This window comes from Pedococcus sp. P2_A3 (assembly GCF_056405035.1).
Window position 1 is genome coordinate 1 of sequence record NZ_JBFUCW010000024.1, and the last position, 19548, is coordinate 19548.

16 protein-coding genes are annotated in these 19548 nt (G+C 69.8%); 8 read left to right on the forward strand and 8 right to left on the reverse strand.

The features are described 5' to 3' along the window. Positions 1-16: 16 nt before the first annotated feature. Entirely contained in the window at positions 17-1174 is a 1158-nt protein-coding gene (locus AC1DX8_RS17335; protein ID WP_056918300.1) for a substrate-binding domain-containing protein, read from the reverse strand. Beyond that, positions 1171-2025, reverse strand: coding sequence for a sugar phosphate isomerase/epimerase family protein (locus tag AC1DX8_RS17340; protein ID WP_056918299.1), 855 nt, complete (start codon positions 2023-2025; stop codon positions 1171-1173). Before AC1DX8_RS17340 ends, AC1DX8_RS17335 begins: the two co-directional genes overlap by 4 nt. 146 nt (positions 2026-2171) lie before the next feature. On the opposite strand from AC1DX8_RS17340, the gene AC1DX8_RS17345 reads away from it, so the two are divergent. Continuing rightward, the gene (locus AC1DX8_RS17345) at positions 2172-3443 is read left to right on the forward strand and encodes an ROK family transcriptional regulator (protein ID WP_477631241.1); all 1272 of its coding nucleotides are present in this window, start codon (positions 2172-2174) and stop codon (positions 3441-3443) included. A 439-nt stretch (positions 3444-3882) separates the two neighbouring features. Here the strand turns inward: AC1DX8_RS17345 and AC1DX8_RS17350 are convergent, their stop codons facing one another. Beyond that, positions 3883-4659 carry an IclR family transcriptional regulator gene (locus AC1DX8_RS17350; RefSeq protein WP_477631194.1) on the reverse strand — a complete coding sequence of 259 codons (777 nt, stop codon included), beginning with the start codon at positions 4657-4659 and terminating at the stop codon, positions 3883-3885. Positions 4660-4784: 125 nt separating this feature from the next. Between AC1DX8_RS17350 and AC1DX8_RS17355 the strand changes: the two genes are divergently transcribed. The 6 genes from AC1DX8_RS17355 (at position 4785) to AC1DX8_RS17380 (ending at position 11650) form a co-directional block, all read left to right on the forward strand. Further along, complete coding sequence (locus AC1DX8_RS17355) at positions 4785-5576, forward strand: MIP/aquaporin family protein (protein ID WP_477631195.1); 792 nt, start codon at positions 4785-4787, stop codon at positions 5574-5576. A 35-nt stretch (positions 5577-5611) separates the two neighbouring features. Then, positions 5612-6613 carry a dihydroxyacetone kinase subunit DhaK gene (dhaK, locus tag AC1DX8_RS17360; protein ID WP_477631196.1) on the forward strand — a complete coding sequence of 334 codons (1002 nt, stop codon included), beginning with the start codon at positions 5612-5614 and terminating at the stop codon, positions 6611-6613. 2 nt (positions 6614-6615) lie between these two features. Beyond that, positions 6616-7254 (forward strand): dihydroxyacetone kinase subunit DhaL, encoded by a 639-nt coding sequence (gene dhaL, locus AC1DX8_RS17365; RefSeq protein WP_477631197.1) that lies wholly within the window; start codon positions 6616-6618, stop codon positions 7252-7254. A 15-nt stretch (positions 7255-7269) separates the two neighbouring features. After that, entirely contained in the window at positions 7270-9819 is a 2550-nt protein-coding gene (gene ptsP / locus AC1DX8_RS17370) for a phosphoenolpyruvate--protein phosphotransferase (protein WP_477631198.1), read from the forward strand. Between the two features lie 324 nt (positions 9820-10143). Then, on the forward strand, positions 10144-11067 hold the full coding sequence (locus AC1DX8_RS17375) for a Gmad2 immunoglobulin-like domain-containing protein (RefSeq protein WP_477631199.1): 924 nt from the start codon (positions 10144-10146) through the stop codon (positions 11065-11067). Positions 11068-11170: 103 nt separating this feature from the next. Beyond that, entirely contained in the window at positions 11171-11650 is a 480-nt protein-coding gene (locus AC1DX8_RS17380; protein WP_477631200.1) for a hypothetical protein, read from the forward strand. 52 nt (positions 11651-11702) lie between these two features. Here AC1DX8_RS17380 and AC1DX8_RS17385 read toward each other — a convergent pair whose 3' ends face one another. The 4 genes from AC1DX8_RS17385 to AC1DX8_RS17400 all read right to left on the reverse strand — a co-directional run bounded on the left by AC1DX8_RS17385 (position 11703) and on the right by AC1DX8_RS17400 (position 15773). Beyond that, positions 11703-12056 carry a cupin domain-containing protein gene (locus tag AC1DX8_RS17385; RefSeq protein WP_477631201.1) on the reverse strand — a complete coding sequence of 118 codons (354 nt, stop codon included), beginning with the start codon at positions 12054-12056 and terminating at the stop codon, positions 11703-11705. A gap of 215 nt (positions 12057-12271) precedes the next feature. Beyond that, positions 12272-13384 (reverse strand): phospho-N-acetylmuramoyl-pentapeptide-transferase, encoded by a 1113-nt coding sequence (mraY, locus tag AC1DX8_RS17390; RefSeq protein ID WP_477631202.1) that lies wholly within the window; start codon positions 13382-13384, stop codon positions 12272-12274. 179 nt (positions 13385-13563) lie between these two features. Further along, positions 13564-14640: a hypothetical protein gene (locus AC1DX8_RS17395; protein ID WP_477631203.1), complete on the reverse strand. Its 1077-nt coding sequence runs from the start codon at positions 14638-14640 to the stop codon at positions 13564-13566. Positions 14641-14873: 233 nt separating this feature from the next. Then, positions 14874-15773 (reverse strand): cation diffusion facilitator family transporter, encoded by a 900-nt coding sequence (locus AC1DX8_RS17400; protein ID WP_477631242.1) that lies wholly within the window; start codon positions 15771-15773, stop codon positions 14874-14876. 470 nt (positions 15774-16243) lie between these two features. Between AC1DX8_RS17400 and AC1DX8_RS17405 the strand changes: the two genes are divergently transcribed. Continuing rightward, complete coding sequence (locus tag AC1DX8_RS17405) at positions 16244-18541, forward strand: DEAD/DEAH box helicase (RefSeq protein WP_477631243.1); 2298 nt, start codon at positions 16244-16246, stop codon at positions 18539-18541. Positions 18542-18569: 28 nt separating this feature from the next. Here the strand turns inward: AC1DX8_RS17405 and AC1DX8_RS17410 are convergent, their stop codons facing one another. Further along, positions 18570-19547, reverse strand: a complete 978-nt coding sequence (locus AC1DX8_RS17410; protein WP_477631204.1) for a MerR family transcriptional regulator — start codon at positions 19545-19547, stop codon at positions 18570-18572. Position 19548 lies beyond the last annotated feature (1 nt).

A 19548-nucleotide genomic window follows, 5' to 3' on the forward strand; every position in this document is an offset into this window, starting at 1 on the left:
CGCCCCGCCGGGATGTCTACTTCTTGTACGAGCTCTTCAGGTCGGCCGGGGGCTCCTGGTGATAGACCTGCTTCCACGCCTCGAGGATGTTCGAGTGGTCGACAGGCAGCGAGCTCAGGGCGACGTAGGGCGGGGCCTTCTTGCCCAGCAAGGCACCTGCGCCCAGCAGGGCCTCGGTCACGCCCTGGTCGTAGGGCAGCTGTGCGCCCAGACCGACCACGAGCTGGTTCTTCGCCAAGGCGATTGCGACGTTCTTGCCAAGGTCCTCTGTGGCGATCTTCAGGTCCGCACGACCGGAGGCACGTGCCGCGGCCATGATGCCCTCGGCGGGAACGTCCCAGACGCCCCAGATTCCGGCCAGGGTGGGGTGCTTGCTCAGCATCGCGTTGGCCGCACCTTGCGCGTCGCCGGCGAAGTCGGGGCCCGCGATTCCCTTCTCCTCCACGATCTTGATGTCGGGGTAGTCCTTGGTGATGGTGGACTTGAACCCGTCGTAGCGCTGCTTCGTGACGAAGAAGTCGGCCTCGTGGAAGACCAGGCCGATCTCGCCCTTGCCGCCCAGGGCCTTGGCCATCAGGTGGGCGGAGGTGACACCGTTGCCGTAGTTGTCCGCGGACACGACAGAGACGTAATCCGTGCCGGCCTTCATGCCCTGGGGGACGTTGTCCATGAAGACGAGCTTCACCCCTGCTGCGGCGGCCTTCTTGAACGCGGACGCCGTGGCCACCGGGTCGGTGGGGATCGAGACGATGATGTCGGGCTTGAGGTTGAGCACGGTCTCAAGGTCGGAGACCTGCTTGTCCGGCTTGAAGTTGGCGTCGGTGACAGCGACGACGTCGATGCCCAGCTTGCCGAACTCGCTCTTCAGGCCGTCCACCTGCGCGTTGGCCCAGTCGTTGCCTCCGTAGTGCATGACGATCGCCGCCTTGGCCTTCATTCCCTTGACCTTCGTGATCTCCTCGGCGCTGAGGGCTGCCGCCGAGGCAGGGGAGGGCTCTTCGCCGTTGGGCCCCTTGCTGAGGACGGTGCCCTTGATCTTCGCCAGCGCATCATCGGCTTTGGACGACACTCCGGCGTCGACGCCGGTGGTCGCGCTGGAGGCTGAACTGCAGCCGGCCGTGGCCAAGGCGATGGCGGTCGCCAAGCCCGCCAGGCGGTAGGTGCTCTTCTTCATCGAATTTCTCCTGAGGGGATGGTGCCGCCAGCGGTTGCGAGCAGCGTGTCGAGGTACTTCTTGCTGGTGGCGGCCGCTTCACGAGGGTCGCCTTCGTATGAGTCGAGCTCGACGACGATCCAGCCGTCGTAGCCGACCTCGTTGACGGCCGCGATGACGTCCTCGAAGTCGACGTCCCCCTGGCCCAAGGGGAGGAATTGGGTGGTCGCCACGTCCACGTCCTTGAGGTGCACGTGACGCAGGCGTGTTGCATACCGGCGGATCAGTTCCGCGGGGTCACCGCCACCGGCGATCAGGTGGGCGGTGTCGGGACAGAAGCCGATCCGGGTCAGCGCCATCAGCCGGTCAAGCTCATCTGGGCTCTCGACGATGGTGGTCAGGTGCGGGTGGTAGCAGGCCACCAACCCGAGCTCCTCGGCGATGTCGGTGACCTGGTCGAGCGCAGCGCCCAGCGCGGAGTAGTCCCCGTCTGTGGTACCCGACGCCCTGCGGGCGCCGCCGCCCACGACGAGGTTGTCGGCTCCGAAGCGGGCAGCCAGTTCCGCCGCCTGACGCACCCGGTGCAGCTCGTCGCTCAGGATGTCCGGGTAGATGAAGTTGCCCCCGGTGTAGACGGCTGCCAGCACCACGCCTGCGTTGGCCAGCAGGTCCGCCAGCTCGTCGGGCCGGTTGGCGTAGTCCGCCACGTTGCCGTCGAACATCTCGACGCCCTCGTACCCCAGGCTCGCGATGTCCGCTACGGCACGGTCCATGGGGCCATTCACGCGGTAGAAGAGGTCCTTGACGCTGGTCACGCCGGTGGCGTCGCCCACGACGCCACCCCAGGTGATGGTGTGGTAACCGAGCCTCATCGTTGAGTCCGTTCTGTCTGCAGTATGGGGTGTCTCAGCCGCTGCCCGGTTTTTCCTGTGAGGTGCATACTTCTGCATGTACCGTGCAAAAGTCAAGAGTAAACGTGCTGATATATTTACGTCACAGACAGAAGGAGGTGGCTGACATGGATGCCAGAACTCAAGGGCCTCTTGCCCCCGATCACGTCGTCGACCTGGTACGTGTGCTGGATGCCGTGCGCTCCGGCCGGGCCAGCACACGCCCGGAACTCGCCCAGGCCACGGGTCTTGGCAGAAATGTCGTGACCCAGCGGGTGGCCCGTCTGATGGACTCGGGCCTGCTGGTCGAGGGTCCGCCCTTGCGGTCGACCGGTGGTCGCGCCCCGCGTGCACTGCGGTTTCCCGCCGATGCAGGCCGGATGCTGGTGGCCGAACTTGGCGCGACGAGCATCGGGGCCGCTGTGAGCGACCTGGAGGGGACCCTTCTGGCCCAGTACGAAGAGGACGCAGACGTGACGATGGGGCCGGTCACGGTGCTCACCCGCGTGGCCGAAGTCTTTGACGAGCTCCTGCAGCAGCTCGGTGCCGGCGCGCCCATCTGGGGCTTGGGGATCGGCCTCCCGGGCCCCGTCGAATTCGCGACTGGTCGGCCGGTTGCGCCTCCCATCATGCCCGGCTGGGACGGGTTCGACGTGCGCGCTTTCTTCGCGGGACGGTTTCAGGCGCCGGTCTGGGTCGACAACGACGTCAACGTGATGGCGCTGGGGGAGTTGCGTTCCGGGCAGGCCAAGGGCCTGCGCGACGTCATCTACGTGAAGATCGGTTCCGGTATCGGCGCAGGACTCGTTTCCCAGGGCGTCCTGCACCGGGGGGCCCAGGGCTGCGCGGGCGACATCGGGCACGTGATTGTGGAGGAGGGATCCACCGTGCTCTGCCGGTGTGGCAAGTTCGGCTGCCTCGAGGCGCTGGCTGGGGGCGCAGCGCTGGCCCGGGACGGCGAGACCGCCGCCCGGGAAGGTGACAGTGCCTATCTCGCCGATCTGCTCGCGAGCGGGGACACGATCGATGCGCGCGCCGTGAGCGAGGCCGCCATCCACGGCGACCCTGTGGCGATCAAGCTCCTGGCAGCCTCCGCCCGACTGGTCGGGCAGACCCTGGCGCGGATCGTGAACTTCTTCAACCCCTCTCTCATCCTCGTCGGAGGGGGGGTCTCGGAGGCAGGCGACTACTATCTGGCGGAGGTTCGGCAGACCGTGATCGGCCGGTCGCTGCCCCTCGCGACCCGCTCGCTCCAGATCGTCCGCTCAGGCCTGAGCGACCGGGCCGGTCTGCGCGGCGCGGCTCACATGGTCATGGACGCCCTGCTGTCGCCTGAGATCCTCCCGACATGGCTGGATCAAGGAACTCCTGCAGGCCGCGCCGAGCTGGCCGCCCAGTGATGCGTCCCCCGCCGGGGGCGATTTGCAGGGCGGTGAATGGATCCTCGGGCGGGGAGCCACGTCGGACACTGACCGGCACTGTCCGCTCCGTGGAGGTGTAGCCAAATGTGTAACCGGGAGCAGGCGGGACGGCTTGAGACGCGGCGCAACACCGGGGACACAGTGCCGAGATTTCGTGCGGCGGGGGAGATGCTGCGGGACGTGTGAGACGTTGGCTGGGGTGGCTCATAACCCGGAGGTCGCAGGTTCAAATCCTGCCCCCGCTACCACGAAGTAGCAGGTCAGAGGCCCTTTCCCTTCTGGGAGAGGGCCTCTGGCATTGGCACGTGTCGCCAGAGGTGTAGCCAATCGGTTGTGAGACCACACCGTCACCATTCACACCAAGGGCCTGGCCAAGGTTCGCACGCCGGTGGAGATCTGTGTCTCAGCCCCGATGTCTTCAGCGCGCTCCGTGAGGGCCAGCCGGGCGCGGAGGCCACGCCTGAGCGCCAAGCTCTCGCGACACGGACCGCGCGGTTTCGCGAACCAGGTCGCGGGACTCGTGACGGGAGATGTCGCCATCGGAGGGGATCACGACACCGACGGCCCCGATGGCCTCCCCGTACGAATCGAAGATCGGGCTTGCCAGCGAACTCTCGCCGAGCACGGCCTCGTCTTGCTCGACCGCGATGCCCGTCGACCGGATCACGTCCAGCTGCTCGCGAAGTTGATCGGCGGAGGTGATCGTCTCTCCGGTCATGCTGCGCAGTTCCCCCGAGGTCAGCACTCGCTTCTCATCCTCGGGGAGGAAGGCGAGCAGGGCCTTGCCCAGTGCGCTTGCATGGGCCGGGATGACAATGCCCACCTCCGGCATCTGACGGCCGCCGTCGGGGCGTGGCTCATGGTGGATTATCACGACGTCGTCGATGAGCAGCACGCCGGTGCGCACAGCGAATCCGGTGCGTCGGGCGAGGTCTTCGGCCCAGGGGATTGCCTTTGACCTGAGCTCGAGCGTGTCGAGATAGACGTTGCCGAGCCGAAGAACGGCGGGTCCGAGCTGGTAGCGGCTCGAGCCGCGCTCCTGCACGACCATCCCGTGCTCGACCAGGCTGCGGACGATGCCGTGGGTGGTCGAGGGCGCCAGATCAAGGCGGGCAGCCAGCTCCGACAGGCTCATTCGGCGGGCGCCCTGCAGGGCGCTGAGAACCCGGATGGCGCGGTCGACCGATTGGATCACGTTTGTCCCTTCGCCGTGACGCACTTCACGAAAACTCTTGCCTCCTAGTGAATCACAGGTGTACCCTCCAAATCACGTTCGACAATATCGAATGTCATTCAACTACTTGCAAAGGGGCAAGGGCGATGCTTGACGAGACCACCCTCCTCCAGCGCTTGGGCGCTGAGGTCATCGGAACGGCTTTCCTGGTGTTTATCGGGGTGGGGTCCGTCCCCGCCACCCTGATCGTCAACGGCAACGCGCCGTTCACGATGGCCGACCTGGGCGTCATCTCCCTGGCGTTCGGCACCGTCGTCGTGGCCACCGTCTATGCCCTGGGGCATGTGGGTGGCAATCACATCAACCCGGCGGTCACGCTGGGCCTCGCTGTGTCCGGCAAGTTTCCGTGGGCCCAGGTGCCGGCGTACATCGGGGCCCAGGTCGTCGGCGCGATCATCGGGGCTGCCGCGATCATCGGTGTTCTCGGTCAGAAGGCGAGTGATGTGGGCCTCGGCGTTGCGTCGTACGGCGACATCAGCAGCCTGCAAGCCTTCACGGCCGAGTTCGTGGGCACTTTCATCCTCGTGTTCACCATCTTCGGCGTCATCCACCGCAAGGCCGCCGCTGGGTTCGCCGGCGTCGCCATCGGGCTGGTCGTCTTCGCGGCCATCATCCCTGTCGCTCCGGCAACGGGCGCATCCATCAACCCGGCTCGTACCGTTGGTCCCATGCTTGTCCAGCAGCTCGCCGGCGGCGAGGTGAAGTGGGCCCAGCTGCCGGTGTACCTGGCGGCGGAACTCCTCGCCGGGGTGGTCGCTGCCGTGTTGTACGGCCTCCTCGCCCGCACGCCGGCTGACCGTTCCGTCGGGACTCCCGGGCTGGATCTCGGCGACCCCGATTCGTCCCTGGCCATCACGCGTGAGACCAGCACCGTCTGACTCGTCCGCACCCGTTGACTTTGAAGGAGACTCTCATGAAGAAGCTGATCAACGACCCGAATGACGTCGTGGTGGACGCCCTGCGTGGCATTGAAGGCGCTCACCCCGAGCTGCGGGTCGACCACGAAAGCAAGGTCATCTACCGCGGTGACGCCCCGAAGAGGGGAAAAGTTGGCCTCATCTCCGGCGGCGGTTCGGGGCACGAACCGCTGCATGGCGGATTCGTCGGCCTGGGCATGCTCGACGCGGCCTGTGCCGGCGAGATCTTCACTTCCCCGGTGCCCGGGCAGATCTTGGCCGCGACCAAGCTGGTGGACGGAGGCGCAGGGATCCTGCACGTCGTCAAGAACTACACCGGCGATGTCATGAACTTCGAGATGGCGGCCGAAATGGCGGCGGCTGAGACCGGAGCACGCATCGTGTCGGTGGTCACTGACGACGACGTGGYGGTCCAGGACAGCACGTGGACCGCAGGGCGTCGCGGTGTCGGCGTCACCGTCCTCTTGGAGAAGATCGCCGGGGCGGCGGCAGAGCAGGGTCGCGATCTCGACGAGGTCGCCCACGTTGCTCGCACCGTCAACGAAAACGGCCGGAGCATGGGCCTGGCCCTCACGTCGTGCACCGTGCCGGCTGCAGGCCGGGCGACTTTCGACCTCGGGGACGACGAGATGGAACTGGGTGTCGGCATCCATGGAGAGCCGGGCCGTGCGCGGTTGCCGCTCGGAACGGCGCGCGAGATCGCCTCGCTCCTGGTCGAGCCGATCCTCGCCGACCTGGCGTTCGCCAGGGGTAACCCCGTCATCGCGTTCGTCAACGGTCTCGGAGGCACCCCGCTGATCGAGCTCTATGTCATGTTCAACGAGGTCCAGAAGATCCTCGGCGGGCGTGGCGTGCCCATCGCACGCTCGCTCGTCGGCTCGTACATCACCTCGCTGGACATGGCCGGCGTGTCCATCACCTTGCTCAGGGTCGATGACGAGCTGCTCTCCCTCTGGGACGCTCCTGTCAACACTTCTGCATTGAGATGGGGCATCTGACGATGAGCGAGAACGTGACCACGGCGGTCTTCGAGCAATGGGTGCGCAGGTTTGCGGACCTCGTCGCTGAGAACCGTGATTTCCTGACCGAGCTCGATGCGGCGATCGGCGATGCCGACCACGGCTCGAACATGGACCGGGGCATGAAGGCCGCCGTGGCCGCGCTCGACGAAAGCGCGTCGCCGACGGCCGGCGCCCTGCTGAGCAAGGTGGGGATGACGCTGGTGTCCACGGTAGGAGGGGCGAGCGGGCCCCTGTTCGGGACGCTGTTCATGCGGATGGGCGGCTCGCTTGGGGCCGCGGCCGAAACCGTTTCGGCCGCCGACGTCGCGACTGCCCTTCGAGCCGGGCTCGTGGGCGTCGTCGATCGCGGCAAGGCCGGGCCTGACGACAAGACCATGTATGACGCCCTGGCGCCGGCGGTCGATGCCCTGGAGGCCGCGCTCGCGGAGCATGCTTCCCTGGCCACTGGGTTGAAAGCTGCCCGGTATGCCGCCGCCGCAGGCCGCGACGCGACGATGCCGATGCTGGCGCGGAAGGGACGTGCGAGCTACCTGGGTGAACGGAGCGTGGGGCACCTTGATCCCGGCGCCGCCACGGTGGCCCTCTTGCTCGAAGCGGCGGCGGATGCGCCGTTCTGAGCCATTGCCGGATTCATGACCGAGAGCAAGCACGACCAGGAGCGGAGCGCAGTGGAAATGAGAAAGAGCCTTGCCGCCGACTCGTCGGCGGTGGATGCGCAGAGCAGCGTCGGGTTGGTCGTGGTTTCCCACAGCCGCGCGCTTGCCGGTGCCGCCGTGGCCCTGGCGGCGGAGATGCTGCACGGCCGCCGGCTGCGGATAGAGGTGGCGGCCGGTCTTGACGACGCGACATTCGGTACCGACGCGGTCGCGATCATGGAGGCGATTGGGCGGGCCGACGGGCCGGAGGGCGTGGTCGTGCTCATGGACCTCGGCAGTGCCGTGCTGAGCGCCGAGCTGGCGCTCGACCTGCTCGACGACCCTTCGGTCCGCGATCGCGTGACGCTCTCGCCTGCCCCCCTGGTCGAAGGCCTCATCGTGGCTGCGGTAGCGGCTGCGGGGGGAGCCAGCCGGGATGAGGTCGCCGCCGAGGCGCGCGGCGCCCTGATGGGCAAGGCAGGGCACCTGGGGACCCCGGAGCAGGGTCACGCCGAGCCAGGCGAAGCAGCGGAGGGGGAGGTCGTGGGGGTGTTCCGTGTCGACAATCCGCACGGACTGCACGCCCGGCCCGCCGCACGCCTGGTCAGCGAGGTGCGTGCGCTCGACGCCTCCGTGCGTCTGCGGAACCTCACCACGGGCGCCGGACCGGTTCCCGCGGGCAGCCTCAGCAGGGTCGCGACACTGTCAGCCATGCGGGGCCATGAGGTCGAGGTCTGCGCCTCAGGACCCCAGGCGCGAGAGGCGGTCGAGCACGTCCTGGCCCTCGCGAAACGCCGGTTCGACGAGACCCTTGGTGAGGATGTCGAGCCAAAGCCTCAACCTCGGACCGCGTCGAGCACCAGTGGCCCCTTGCCTGCATCGCCGGGGATCGCGATCGGCCCCGCTCGGCGGCTGACCTCCGAGCCGGTCGAGCCCGACCGGCATCCGGTCGCCGAGCCGGCTGTTGAATGGCGACGGATCGTAGAGTCGGTGGCGGCTGTGCGGCGGGAGATCGAGCACGCCCGGGTCGTGACTGCGCGACGAGTGGGTCCCGAGGAGGCGAGCATCTTCGACGCGCATCTCTCCCTGTTGGCCGACGCCGAGCTCCTTGCCGACGTCAAGGCCAGCATCGGAGCCGGCCTAGGGGCGGCGGGCGCGTGGGCCCGCTCCCTCGCCGAGGTCGAACGCGTGTGGGCAGGTCTCCCTGACCCTTACCTCAGGGAGCGCGCGGCGGATGTCCGTGCGGTGGGCGACCAGGTGATGCGCGCCCTGACCGGGCGGACGGCGCGACGGCTGGCGGCCCCGGGTGTCCTGGTGGCAAGCGACCTCACACCCGCCGAGACGGCCGGCCTGGATCTCGAACTGGTGACCGGAGTCCTCCTCGCGGAGGGCAGCCCGACCTCGCACGCGGCCATCTTGGCCCGGGCCCGCGACATTCCCGTCGTCGTGATGGCCGGCGACGAGGTCTTGAACATCCCCGAAGGCAGCACGATCCTCCTCGACGGCGGCAGCGGCGAGTGGCATGTCGACCCCCCACCTGAGCTCATGGAGCAGTTTCGCCGCAGTGCCGCTGACCTGGCTCGGGTGCGCGCCGGGCAGGTCGCCCTCGCCGAGAAACCAGCTGTGTCGAGTGACGGCACGTCTGTGCTGGTGGCGGCCAACCTCGGCTCGGTGACCGACGCTCGCGCTGCACGGGCAGCCGGAGCGGACGGCGCCGGTCTCGTCCGCACCGAGTTCCTCTTCCTTGACAGGCAAACAGCGCCCAACGTCGACGAACAACAGGGTGTCTACGACGAGATCGCCCAGGCGATGGACGGCCGTCGGATCACCTTCCGAACTCTTGACGTTGGGGGAGACAAGCCCCTGCCGTACCTGCCGATGCCGCAGGAGGCGAACCCCTTCCTTGGCCAACGCGGCATACGGCTCAGCCTCGAGCACCGCGACCTGCTGCGTGACCAGATGGCTGCGATCTGTCGCACGGCGCGGCACGCTGAAACCAGCATCATGATCCCCATGGTGTCGACGCCCGACGAGATGATCGAGGCGCGTCAGGTGCTCACGGAGGCGGCTGGACCATCTGGGATCCMGGAGGGTTTGCGCATCGGCACCATGATCGAGATTCCAGCTGCTGCGCTCAAGATCGAGGCGTTCCTGCCCCACGTCGACTTCGTCAGCATCGGTACCAACGACCTGACCCAGTACACGCTCGCTGCCGAGCGCGGGAACGGCGCCGTCGCGGCCCTCTCCGACGCCCTCGATCCGGGTGTCCTGCGCCTGATCGACCATGTTTGCCGAGCAGCGCGCGGTCGTATCGACGTCGCAGTCTGTGGCGAGGCCGCCTCAGACGAGCTGGCCATCCCGGTACTCATTGGCCTGGGTGTAAGAGAGCTCAGCGTCGCGCCTCCGGCGGTGCCCCGGGTCAAGGCCGCCATCCGTGAGCTCGACGTCGAGCGCTGCGCATCCGTGGCGCAACTGGCGCTCACCCTGGCCGGCGCCAACGACGTCCGCAAGCTCGTGCTGGCCGCCATGGCGGAGGCCGCGGAATGACGCGGCTCGCGTGAGCTCGGGCGCCGCGCGGGCCGCATGCCTTACCCCGCGCCACAGCCACCTCCGTGGCTCGAAGTCCTGCGCCGGGCGAGAGCGACCGCGACAGGTAAGACGTGTGCGTGGCTGACTCATGACCCGGAGGTCGCAGGTTCAAATCCTGCCCCCGCTACCAACGCGTCACAGACAGAAGGCCCGGACCAGTGGTCCGGGCCTTCTGCTGTGTCGGACGTCTCGGGCCGGTGCCGCAGCGGCAGGGCTTTCGACCCTACGGCGACAGGGTGAGCCGGCGTTGACTGGTGGGGAAGCACCAGATGAGGAGGAGCCATGAGGAGCAAGGGCACGCGGATGGCGATCGGTGTCGCGATCGTGCTCGCGTCGGTCACAGCGTGTGGCGGCGGCACCAGCACGACGCCTCCGAGCTCCACCGGGAGCTCCAGCTCGTCGGCGAGCACCACCAGCGCGCCGAGCACTCCCAGCACCTCCACCACGGCGACGACGTCCACGACGCCGTCAGCCGCCACTCTCAAGAGCATCCCCGTCTACTACATCGCTGAGTCCCAGCGCTCCTTCAAGCTGTACCGAGAGTTCCGCACCGTGCCCGACACGGGCGGCGCGGTCGCCTCAGCCGTGAGCGCCATGACCCGCCTGGCCCCACTCGACCCGGACTACACGACGCCGTGGCGACCCGCCAGCCGGACAGCGGTGTCGCAGAGGGGGAACAACATCGCGGTCGACCTGTCCGCGGACGCGTTCGCGAACACCAACCTCGGCAGTGAGCTCGCCGCGGTCGCCGTCCAGCAGCTCGTCTACACCGCGACGGCCGCGGCAGCCCAGAGCGGCACCCCGGCCACCACCGTGACGATCACCAAGGACGGCAAGGCCGCCGACGTGTGGGGCGTCCTGCGCATCGGCAGTCCGATGAAGCGCGCACCCATGGCCGACGTGCAGGCGCAGGCCTGGGTCACTGCCCCTCAGGAGGGCGACGTGCGCCGCGCTGGGAAGGTCACCTTCGCCGGGTTCGGGACGTCCTTCGAGGCCACCTTCGGCTGGACGGTCCGGACGAGCGCAGGGACCCGCGTCGCACACGGTTCGACCATGGGTGGCACCGGAACCGGAGGGTTCGGTGCCCTGTCCTTCAGTGCCCAGCTCTCACCCGGCACCTACACGGTGACCCTCTCGACGGATGACCCCTCCGGCGGCGAGGGCAACGGCCCGGCCACCGACGACAAGACCTTCACGGTCCGCTGAGGCAGCCTCCGTGCGGTGGACTGGTGCGGGGCCGGACCTTCGCCCCTGTCGGGTGGCCCCGGAGACGACATCCACTGGAAGTGAACCCGCGAAGGAGCCCGCCATGACAACCAGCACAGCGGCCACGACCTCGGTGCCACGCCGGAAGCGGCCCTCGCCGGCAGCGCGTCGTCTGGGTTACACCATCGGACTGCTGGTCAACGCGGCCATGCTGTTCCTCATCAACGTGAGCCCGGGGTGGAAGGTCCTGCCCTTCCTGACCGACGACTTCCGGCTCGTGCTCGGCCTCGTCAATGCCTCCATCGTGGTCGGACTCGTGTCGAACGCCTGCTACATCGTGAGCGACCCGCCCTGGGTGAAGGCGCTGGGAGACCTGGCCCAGACCATCGTGGGAGTCGTTGCCATGGTGCGGCTGTGGCAGGTCTTTCCCCTCGACTTCGGCGACAGCACGTTCCCTTGGGACGTGCTCGCTCGCTGGCTCCTGGCGGTGGGCATCGGCGGCAGCATGATCGGCCTCGTGGTCGGTCTGGTCTCCTTGGGGCGGGCCGTGCGAGAGCCACCGCCGGGCGCTCCGCCACGCTGACGGTCTGGGCCACCCCTTGGCTGTCACCCCCGGGTGCCGCGGGCCGGACCTGCTAGCTCGGCTTGGCGTAGGCCGCGACTCCGGTGTCGAGCAGGACGCACGGCTCGTCGCCGATCGTCCACGCGTCGTGGCCGGGGTCGATGTCCACGACGTCACCCGGACCGATCTCGAGCTCGCTGCCGTCATCGAGCCTGACCGTCATCTGCCCGGAGAGGCACAGGCCCGTGTGGTGCGTCTGGCACGAGTCCGTGCCCGCGATCGGCTTGACGTCGTCGGACCAGCGCCAACCTGGTTCGAACACCCCCCGGCCCAGGGTGAAACCACCCAGGGTGATCACGTCCATGTGACCGTGGTCCTTGAAGGGCCGCCTCTCGTGGGGGGTGTCGATGTTCTGCTTGTCGGTCATGGTGACCTCCGGTGCTCCTGCTTTCGGGTAGGGGAGAGAGGGCTGGGCATGCAGCCGCCAGCCGATCCGGGAGCCGCCGGGGGGCGTCACCCGTCGTGTGCGTCGCAGCCCCTGCCACCGCTGGGACGTCGTTCTCAGCGTCATCCCGCCCAACGGTCCGGGCCACCGGCAAAAGTGTGAGGAGCTCACGGCCTGCCGGGTCCGGGAGTCGGCGCCTACTGGCCGCTGACCCACTCGGCGTAGAAGAGACCCAGCCCGGACACCACGCAGATCCCCGCGATGATCCAGAAACGGATGACGATCGTGATCTCGGCCCACCCGAGCAGCTCGAAGTGGTGGTGCAGGGGTGCCATGCGGAACACCCGCCGCCCGGTCAGCTTGAAGCTGGCGACCTGGATGACGACCGACATGGTGATCATCACGAACAGCCCGCCGAGGATGACGAGCAGCAGCTCCGTGCGGGTGAGGATGGCCAGACCCGCCAGGGCGGCGCCGAGGGACAGGGACCCGGTGTCGCCCATGATGATGCTTGCGGGAGACGCGTTCCACCAGAGGAAGCCGAAGCAGGCCCCCGCGATGGCGCAGGCGACCACGGCGAGGTCGAGCCCGTCAGGCACGTCGTAGCAGCTGGGTCCGGGTGCCATGGCACAGTTCTGGCTGTACTGCCACAACGCGATGCCGCTGTAGGCGCCGAAGACCATCACCGACGCGCCGGTGGCCAGCCCGTCGAGCCCGTCGGTGATGTTCACGCCGTTCGAGGCCCCGGTGATCAGGACGTTGGCCCACAGAATGAAGAGCACCAGGCCGAGCGCGGGTCCGACCGCTGCGAGGTCGACAGCAGTGTCCCGGATGAACGAGATGGCCGTGGAGGCCGAGGCGCGTCCGGCGCCGTCGGTCACGAGCAGCGCGAGCACCGCGAAGACCACCGTGACGAGGGTCTGCGCGACGAGCTTCTGCTTGGAGGTCAGCCCGAGGCTCCGGGCCCTGGAGATCTTCGTGTAGTCGTCCAGGAAGCCGACCAGCCCCATCCCAACCAGCAGGAACAGCACGAGGAGCGCGCTGAGGCTGAGGCGGCCGGGCGCGACCGCGAGGGTGCCGCTGGAGCTCGCCGCCACGAGGAGCAGGTGGGAGACGAAGTAGCCCACCACGGTGGCGCCGATGATGACCGCGCCGCCCATCGTGGGCTTCCCCCGCTTGTAGTGGTGCTGGGTCAGGTCGTCCCGGATGAACTGGCCGTACTGGCGGCGCACCAGGAACCGGGTGAAGAACGGGGTCCCGAGCAGGGACACCGCCATCGAGATCCCGCCGGCGAGCAGGACGTTGACCATCGGCTTCCCTTCGTGTGCCACCGGTCATCACGGACTCGCCGTCCGAGCGAGCCTGCCGGTGGGGGGCATCGCGTGACGCACCCCCGATGCGCGTCGGCGCCCCTGACGGTCATCAAACCTAGGCGAAGGGACCAGTGCCGAAGGGCCCGACGCGCCGACGCCTCGTCGAGCGCGGGGAGTCAGGCGGCGGGCAGACGCTCGGTCAGGTACTCCCGCAACGTCTCCAGGTGGTCCGCCCCCAGAGCGCCCTCACTCCGCACGAGCGCGGGGAGCCCGGTCTTCCCGATGACCTGGACGCCGGCCACCTCGAGGTCGGCGTCCGCTGGCACTGCCGCGTCGACGAAGCACATGACCCCGATCACGGGCACCGCCGACAGCTCGACCTCGTCGAGCAGCGCGCGGACGATCGCCACCCGCCCCTGGGTCGCGGCGACGGTGGCCGTCATGGGTCGGCCGCCGACCACCAGCTCCTGGCACTCGGGCGCGAGCTCGTCCGTGGCGCGCACCTCGACCGCGGCGCGCTTGGCGCGCACGACGTCGATGACGAAGACGCCAGCGGCCCCGAGGGCGAGGTGGGCGATGCGCCCGCGCCGACCCGGCATACGCCGGTCGTGCAGCGACAGGACGCCGGCGTCGGAGGCCGCCTCCAGCAGGGCGCGCGTGGCACCGTCGGGGAGCCCGGTCACACCTGGCTCGCGCCCTCGCGACGCGCGCAGGGCCAGCAGGCCGGCAGGCAGGAAGGTGCGGCGTCGGTGCGCCGGGCCGACGATGGCTGCGGCCTCGCTCACCGTGGCCAGGACCGATGCCGCGGCGGGCCCGGCCGGCGCTGGCGTGGAGACGGCGACCGGCGGTGCAGGTGGGGCGACCTCGGCCGCCGGAGCAGGTGCGGTGAACTGCACGGCCACGCTGGGAACCGGAGGGGTGGCAGCCGGAGGTGGCACGGGGACGGCAGGCGGCAGCGCGGCCACCACCCCGGCAGTCCGTTGCCACGCAGGCAGCGCATCGGGCGACGACGGGCCCCAGTCGGCCGGGATGACCACGGCGACGGGTTCAGGCAGCACCGGCGCCGGGCTGTCCTCCGGCGCCTCGTAGTACACGGTCGAGCGGTCGTCCCCGGAGGCCGAGAACCCGGCGAGACACTGAAGGCACACGACGCGCCCGGGCTGCCGGGTGGTGCCCGCGCGTCCACCGGCTGCGACGACCTGTCCGCAACCGCACACACCGGCCTTCTCCAGTCGAACGACCTCAGGCACCATGCCCGCACCCCCTTGTCTGGGTTGACGGCCACTCTGGCACCGGTCGCGCCGCTCCCGAGGTCGGAAAGGGCGGGGAGGGGGTAGATCTACCCAGTCACCGGTATACGTTCGGACCAGTCGGGTACAGACTCCGTCTGTTCGACTGCGGGAGCTGGCCGCGCGGCGTAAAATGCCGCGACGCCGAGCGACACCCACCCTGCGAAGGGACCCGCGACCCGGTGGCGCCGGCTCGCCTACCAGGTGACTTCCTTGCAGCCCGTGTGGGTGTCGGGCTCGACCTGCAGGGTGGCGTGCTCCACCCCGAACTGCGACCGCATCACCTGCATCGCGCGGTCGAGCACGCCGTGGGCGTCGGCTCGCTCCGAGGTCACGAGGTGGGCGGTCGCCACGTTCATCCCTGACGTCAGGGTCCACACGTGCAGGTCGTGCACGTCGATCACCCCGTCGACTCCGGCCAGCGCCTGCGCCACGGTGTCGGCCTCCATGCCGGCCGGGGCGTGCTGGCCGAGGACGCCGAGGACCTCGCGGCCGAGCAGGACCGCGCGCACCGCGACGAACACCGCGATGGCCAGCGCGATCGCGGTGTCCCACCAGGCGCTCCCCGTCGTGGCCACCAGCACGGCTGCCACGATGACGCCCACCGACCCCAGGGTGTCGGCGACCACCTCCAGGTAGGCGCCCTTGACGTTGAGGGACTCGGCGGCCCCGCCCCGCAGCAGGGTCAGGCAGACGACGTTGACGACGAGCCCCAGGATTCCGACGGCGAGCATCGGACCCGTGGCGACGTCGGGGGAGTGGCCGACCCGCGCGAGGGCCTCGACCACGATGTAGACCGACACGCCGAGCATCAGCAGCACCGCCAACCCTGACGCGAACACCTCCGCGCGGTAGGACCCGAAGGTGCGGCGCCCGCTGCTGTCGGGCCGTGCGGCGATCCGGGTGGCCACGACTGCCGCGCCGAGGGCGACCACGTCGGCCGCCATGTGGCCGGCATCGCTGAGCAGGGCGAGCGACCCCGACGCCAGACCGGTGACCAGCTCGACGACGAAGAACGCGGCGACGAGGACGAAGGCCGTCCGCAGCCGCCACCGGTGCAGGGCGCCCGCGTGCCCGTGCGAGTGTCCACTCACCAGGACACGGCCAGTGAGGGGGAGGGGGTCGCGTCGGGTCCGGACGCGCAGCACATGCCCCGATCCTATGCCCGTGCGGGTGGCTCGGTGTGGCTCGACGGAGACGCCACCACGGCCGCGCGGGCACGACGACGACGCGCCGGTATGCCGGGTGGTGGCCACCCGGCATACCCGTCGTGCCGCTGTTGTTCGCTGCGCAGGCGTGCGGCGAGGTACCATCGACCCGTACCGGCTCCCGGCCGTACCGCACTTCTTGCACCGACTCGGTTCGGCGCCTGGCGGGCCCCGCGACCGCAGGTCGTCGGTCACACGCCGTGGGCGCGCCGTCGGGGACGGCACGTCGATCCGTCCCAGCACCATGGGACGAGCCACGAACGGCCGCCTTGGCCGTCCGCCCGGTGCCCACACCGTCTGACGGGGTGGCCCGTCGTTCGCTCGGCCCGCACGTCGCGGGCATCCTTCAGGAGGAGTACTTGGCTCAGCGAGGCCAGCGCCAGTCCGGCGGTCAGCGACCTGCCCAGCGCACCCAGCGCCGTGGGCGCGTGCTCGACAACGAAGGCATCATCCCGGTGCTGGCTCGCGCCGTGCGCGAGGTCGAGACCGACGCCCAACGCGGTCGGGTCAAGCCGTCCGGGCGCGCGAAGTTCCAGGTCGTCGCCCTCCTCGTCCGTGAGGAGCGGGCCAGGGTCAAGGCCGACACCACGGTCACCGTGGCCGAGCGGGAGGCGCAGCTCAAGCGGCTCGACGGCGTCGCGACGATCCTCGCCAAGACCGCGGCCCGCGACACGTCGTTGCTGGCCCTGCTCGCCGAGGACGCCGTCGTGAGTGACGCGGCGGCGACCCTGCGGCGGGACATGCTCCGGGCCGCCGGTCTCGAGGCCGAACCCGAAGAGGTCGAGGCAGACGATCCCGAAGCGGTCGCTCCGGCGCCCGAGCGTCGCGCCGTGCCCCAGTCGGTCGTCTCGCGCCAACTCGCGAACCCGTTCCTCGCCCCCGACTTCAGCGCCGTCGCCCCCCGCAAGCCGACGACCGGACGGCTGGCCAGCTGGGAGCTGCTCGGCCCGCTCTTCCGGGCCTTCGAGTACGGCGGGGCCTCCTCCTGCATGCCACTGCCCGAGCCCACCAGCGTGCTGCGCGGCGCGGGTGCGCTGCAGCTGATGAGGCACCAGGGGCAGGTCGTCGCCGCGGCCGCCGCGGGTCACCGCAGCTTCCTGCTCGCCGACGAGCCCGGCCTCGGGAAGACGGCGCAGGCGCTGCTGGCCGCCCGGGCCGCCGACGCGTACCCCCTGCTCGTCGTGGTGCCCAACGTGGTCAAGGCCAACTGGGCCCACGAGGCGGAGCTGTGGACGCCCGGCCACCCGGCCACCGTCATCCACGGCAACGGCGACACGATCGACGGCTTCGCCGACATCGTGGTGGTCAACTACGAGGTCCTCGACCGGCACGTGGGGTGGTTGGGTGACCTCGGCTTCCGCGGCATGGTGGTCGACGAGGCCCACTTCATCAAGAACAAGACGTCGCAACGCTCGCAGCACGTGCTGCAGCTCGCCGAGCGGATCCGCCAACGCACCCCGAACCCCCTCCTCATGGCACTGACGGGCACGCCGCTCATCAACGACATCGAGGACTTCAAGGCCATCTGGCAGTTCCTCGGCTGGATCGACGAGAAGAAGCCACGGCACGCCCTGATGGCCGCCCTCGAGGAGACCGGGCTGACCCCGGCCGACTCCGGCTTCTACGCCGCGGCACGCACCAGCGTCATCGAGCAGGGCATCGTGCGGCGTCGCAAGGTCGACGTCGCCGCCGACATCCCGGCGCGTCGCGTGGCCGACCTGCCGGTCGAGCTCGACGACGACGCCGGGCGCTCGATCCGCGCCGCGGAGCAGGAGCTCGCGCGCCGGCTCGTCAAGCGCTACCACGCAGCCCTGGAAGCCCGCACTGCCGGGCCGGACGTCGAGGGGATCGACCACGAGCTCGTGCGCCGGGTCGCCACCTGGGAGCGCGAGGAGGGCAGCAAGGCCAAGTCGGGTGACAACGTCTTCACCGTGATGCGACGGATCGGCCAGGCGAAGGCCGGTCTCGCCGCCGACTACGCCGGCCAGCTCGCGCGCAGCGTCGGCAAGGTGGTGTTCTTCGCCAAGCACATCGACGTCATGGACGTGGCGGAGGAGACGTTCGCCAAGCGGGGGGTCAAGTACTCCTCCATCCGCGGTGACCAGACCCCGAAGGTGCGCAAGGCCAACATCGACGCGTTCATCAACGACCCCGACGTCGCCATCGTCGTGTGCTCGCTGACCGCAGCCGGGGTCGGGCTCAACCTCCAGGTGGCGTCCAACGTCGTGCTCGCCGAGCTGTCGTGGACGGCGGCCGAGCAGACCCAGGCGATCGACCGCGTGCACCGCATCGGGCAGGAGGAGCCGGTCACCGCCTGGCGGATCATCGCCGCGCAGACGATCGACGCCAAGATCGCCCAGCTCATCGACAGCAAGGCCGGGCTGGCAGCGCGCGCCCTCGACGGCTCCGACGAGGAGGTCGGCTCCTCGGCCGACGTCCAGCTCGAGGCCCTGGTCGCGCTGCTCACCGACGCCCTCACCGAGGAGCTGGCGTCCGCCGGGGACGTGGTCGACGGCCTCGCCCTCGTCGAGGCGTCCGGGACCACTCCGTCAGCCGCGCCGACCATGCCGTCCGCGCCGACCGGTCCGTCCGCGCCGGCGGCGCCCGCGCCCGCCCTCGACCTGTTCTCCACCAAGGAGATGTCGGCCACGCAGTAGCGCGGTCAGATATGCCGGCCAGCCAGAATCAGCTGGAGGCGCGGCTCACGGTCCGTGCGAGGTCCCGAGCCGCGGTCACCACGGAGTGCCCCAGGGTCACGGTGCCCTGCCCGACCTCGAACTGCGCCCCACCGCCCACGTGGACCCGCAGGGCAGGGTCGGCGGCGTGCAGGGCGGCCACGGTCTCGCGGGTGGCCAGCACGTCGCTGGGGGTGGGGGTGCCGATCACCACCCCGGCGGGTCGCTGCTGCTGCACCACCCGGACCCAGTGCTGTGCCGGGAGGTCGGCCCCGAGGTAGAGGACGTCGACCCCGGCTCGCCGCAGCATCACGCTGAACGCGAGGATCCCCAGCTCGTGGTGCGCCCCGCGTGGCAGCCCGACCACCACCCGCGGACCTCCGGAGCTCGGGGCCGCGGCCTCCAGCTCCACCCCGAGCCGACGGTGGACGGTCGCGCTGACCACGTGCTCCCCGGCGACGTCGATCCGCCCCGACCGCCATTGCCGGCCCAGCACCTCGAGGGCCGGCATCAGCCAGACGTCCACGGCGTCCTCGAGCGGACCCGCCGCGAAGGCCGTCGTGATGGCCGCGTCGACGGCGGCCGGGTCGAGCTCGGCTGCACCGCGCGCCAGCGCCGTGACATCCCAGGCCCCGGGCCCGTCCGGTTCGGCTGACTCCTCCGTCGCACCCGCTGGAGCCGCGGGCCCGCCGGCCTGACCCGGCATACCGACGACGCCTCCCTGGGCGCCGCCGACGTCGGCCTCCCACGGCACCCGCCCCGGCTCGCCGTCGGCGTCCGACCGCAGGTGCTCGGCGGCCTGGCTCGGCGACCATCCCGCGGCCACCAGTGCTCCCATCGCCCGCAGCAGCTGCAACCCCTGGTCGTCGTACAGGCGGTAGCCACCCTCGGTGCGGACCGGGTGCACCAGCCCGTAGCGGCGTTCCCAGGCGCGGATCGTGGCGGACGGTACGCCGGTCAGCCGAGCGGCGTGCCCAATCGTGTACACC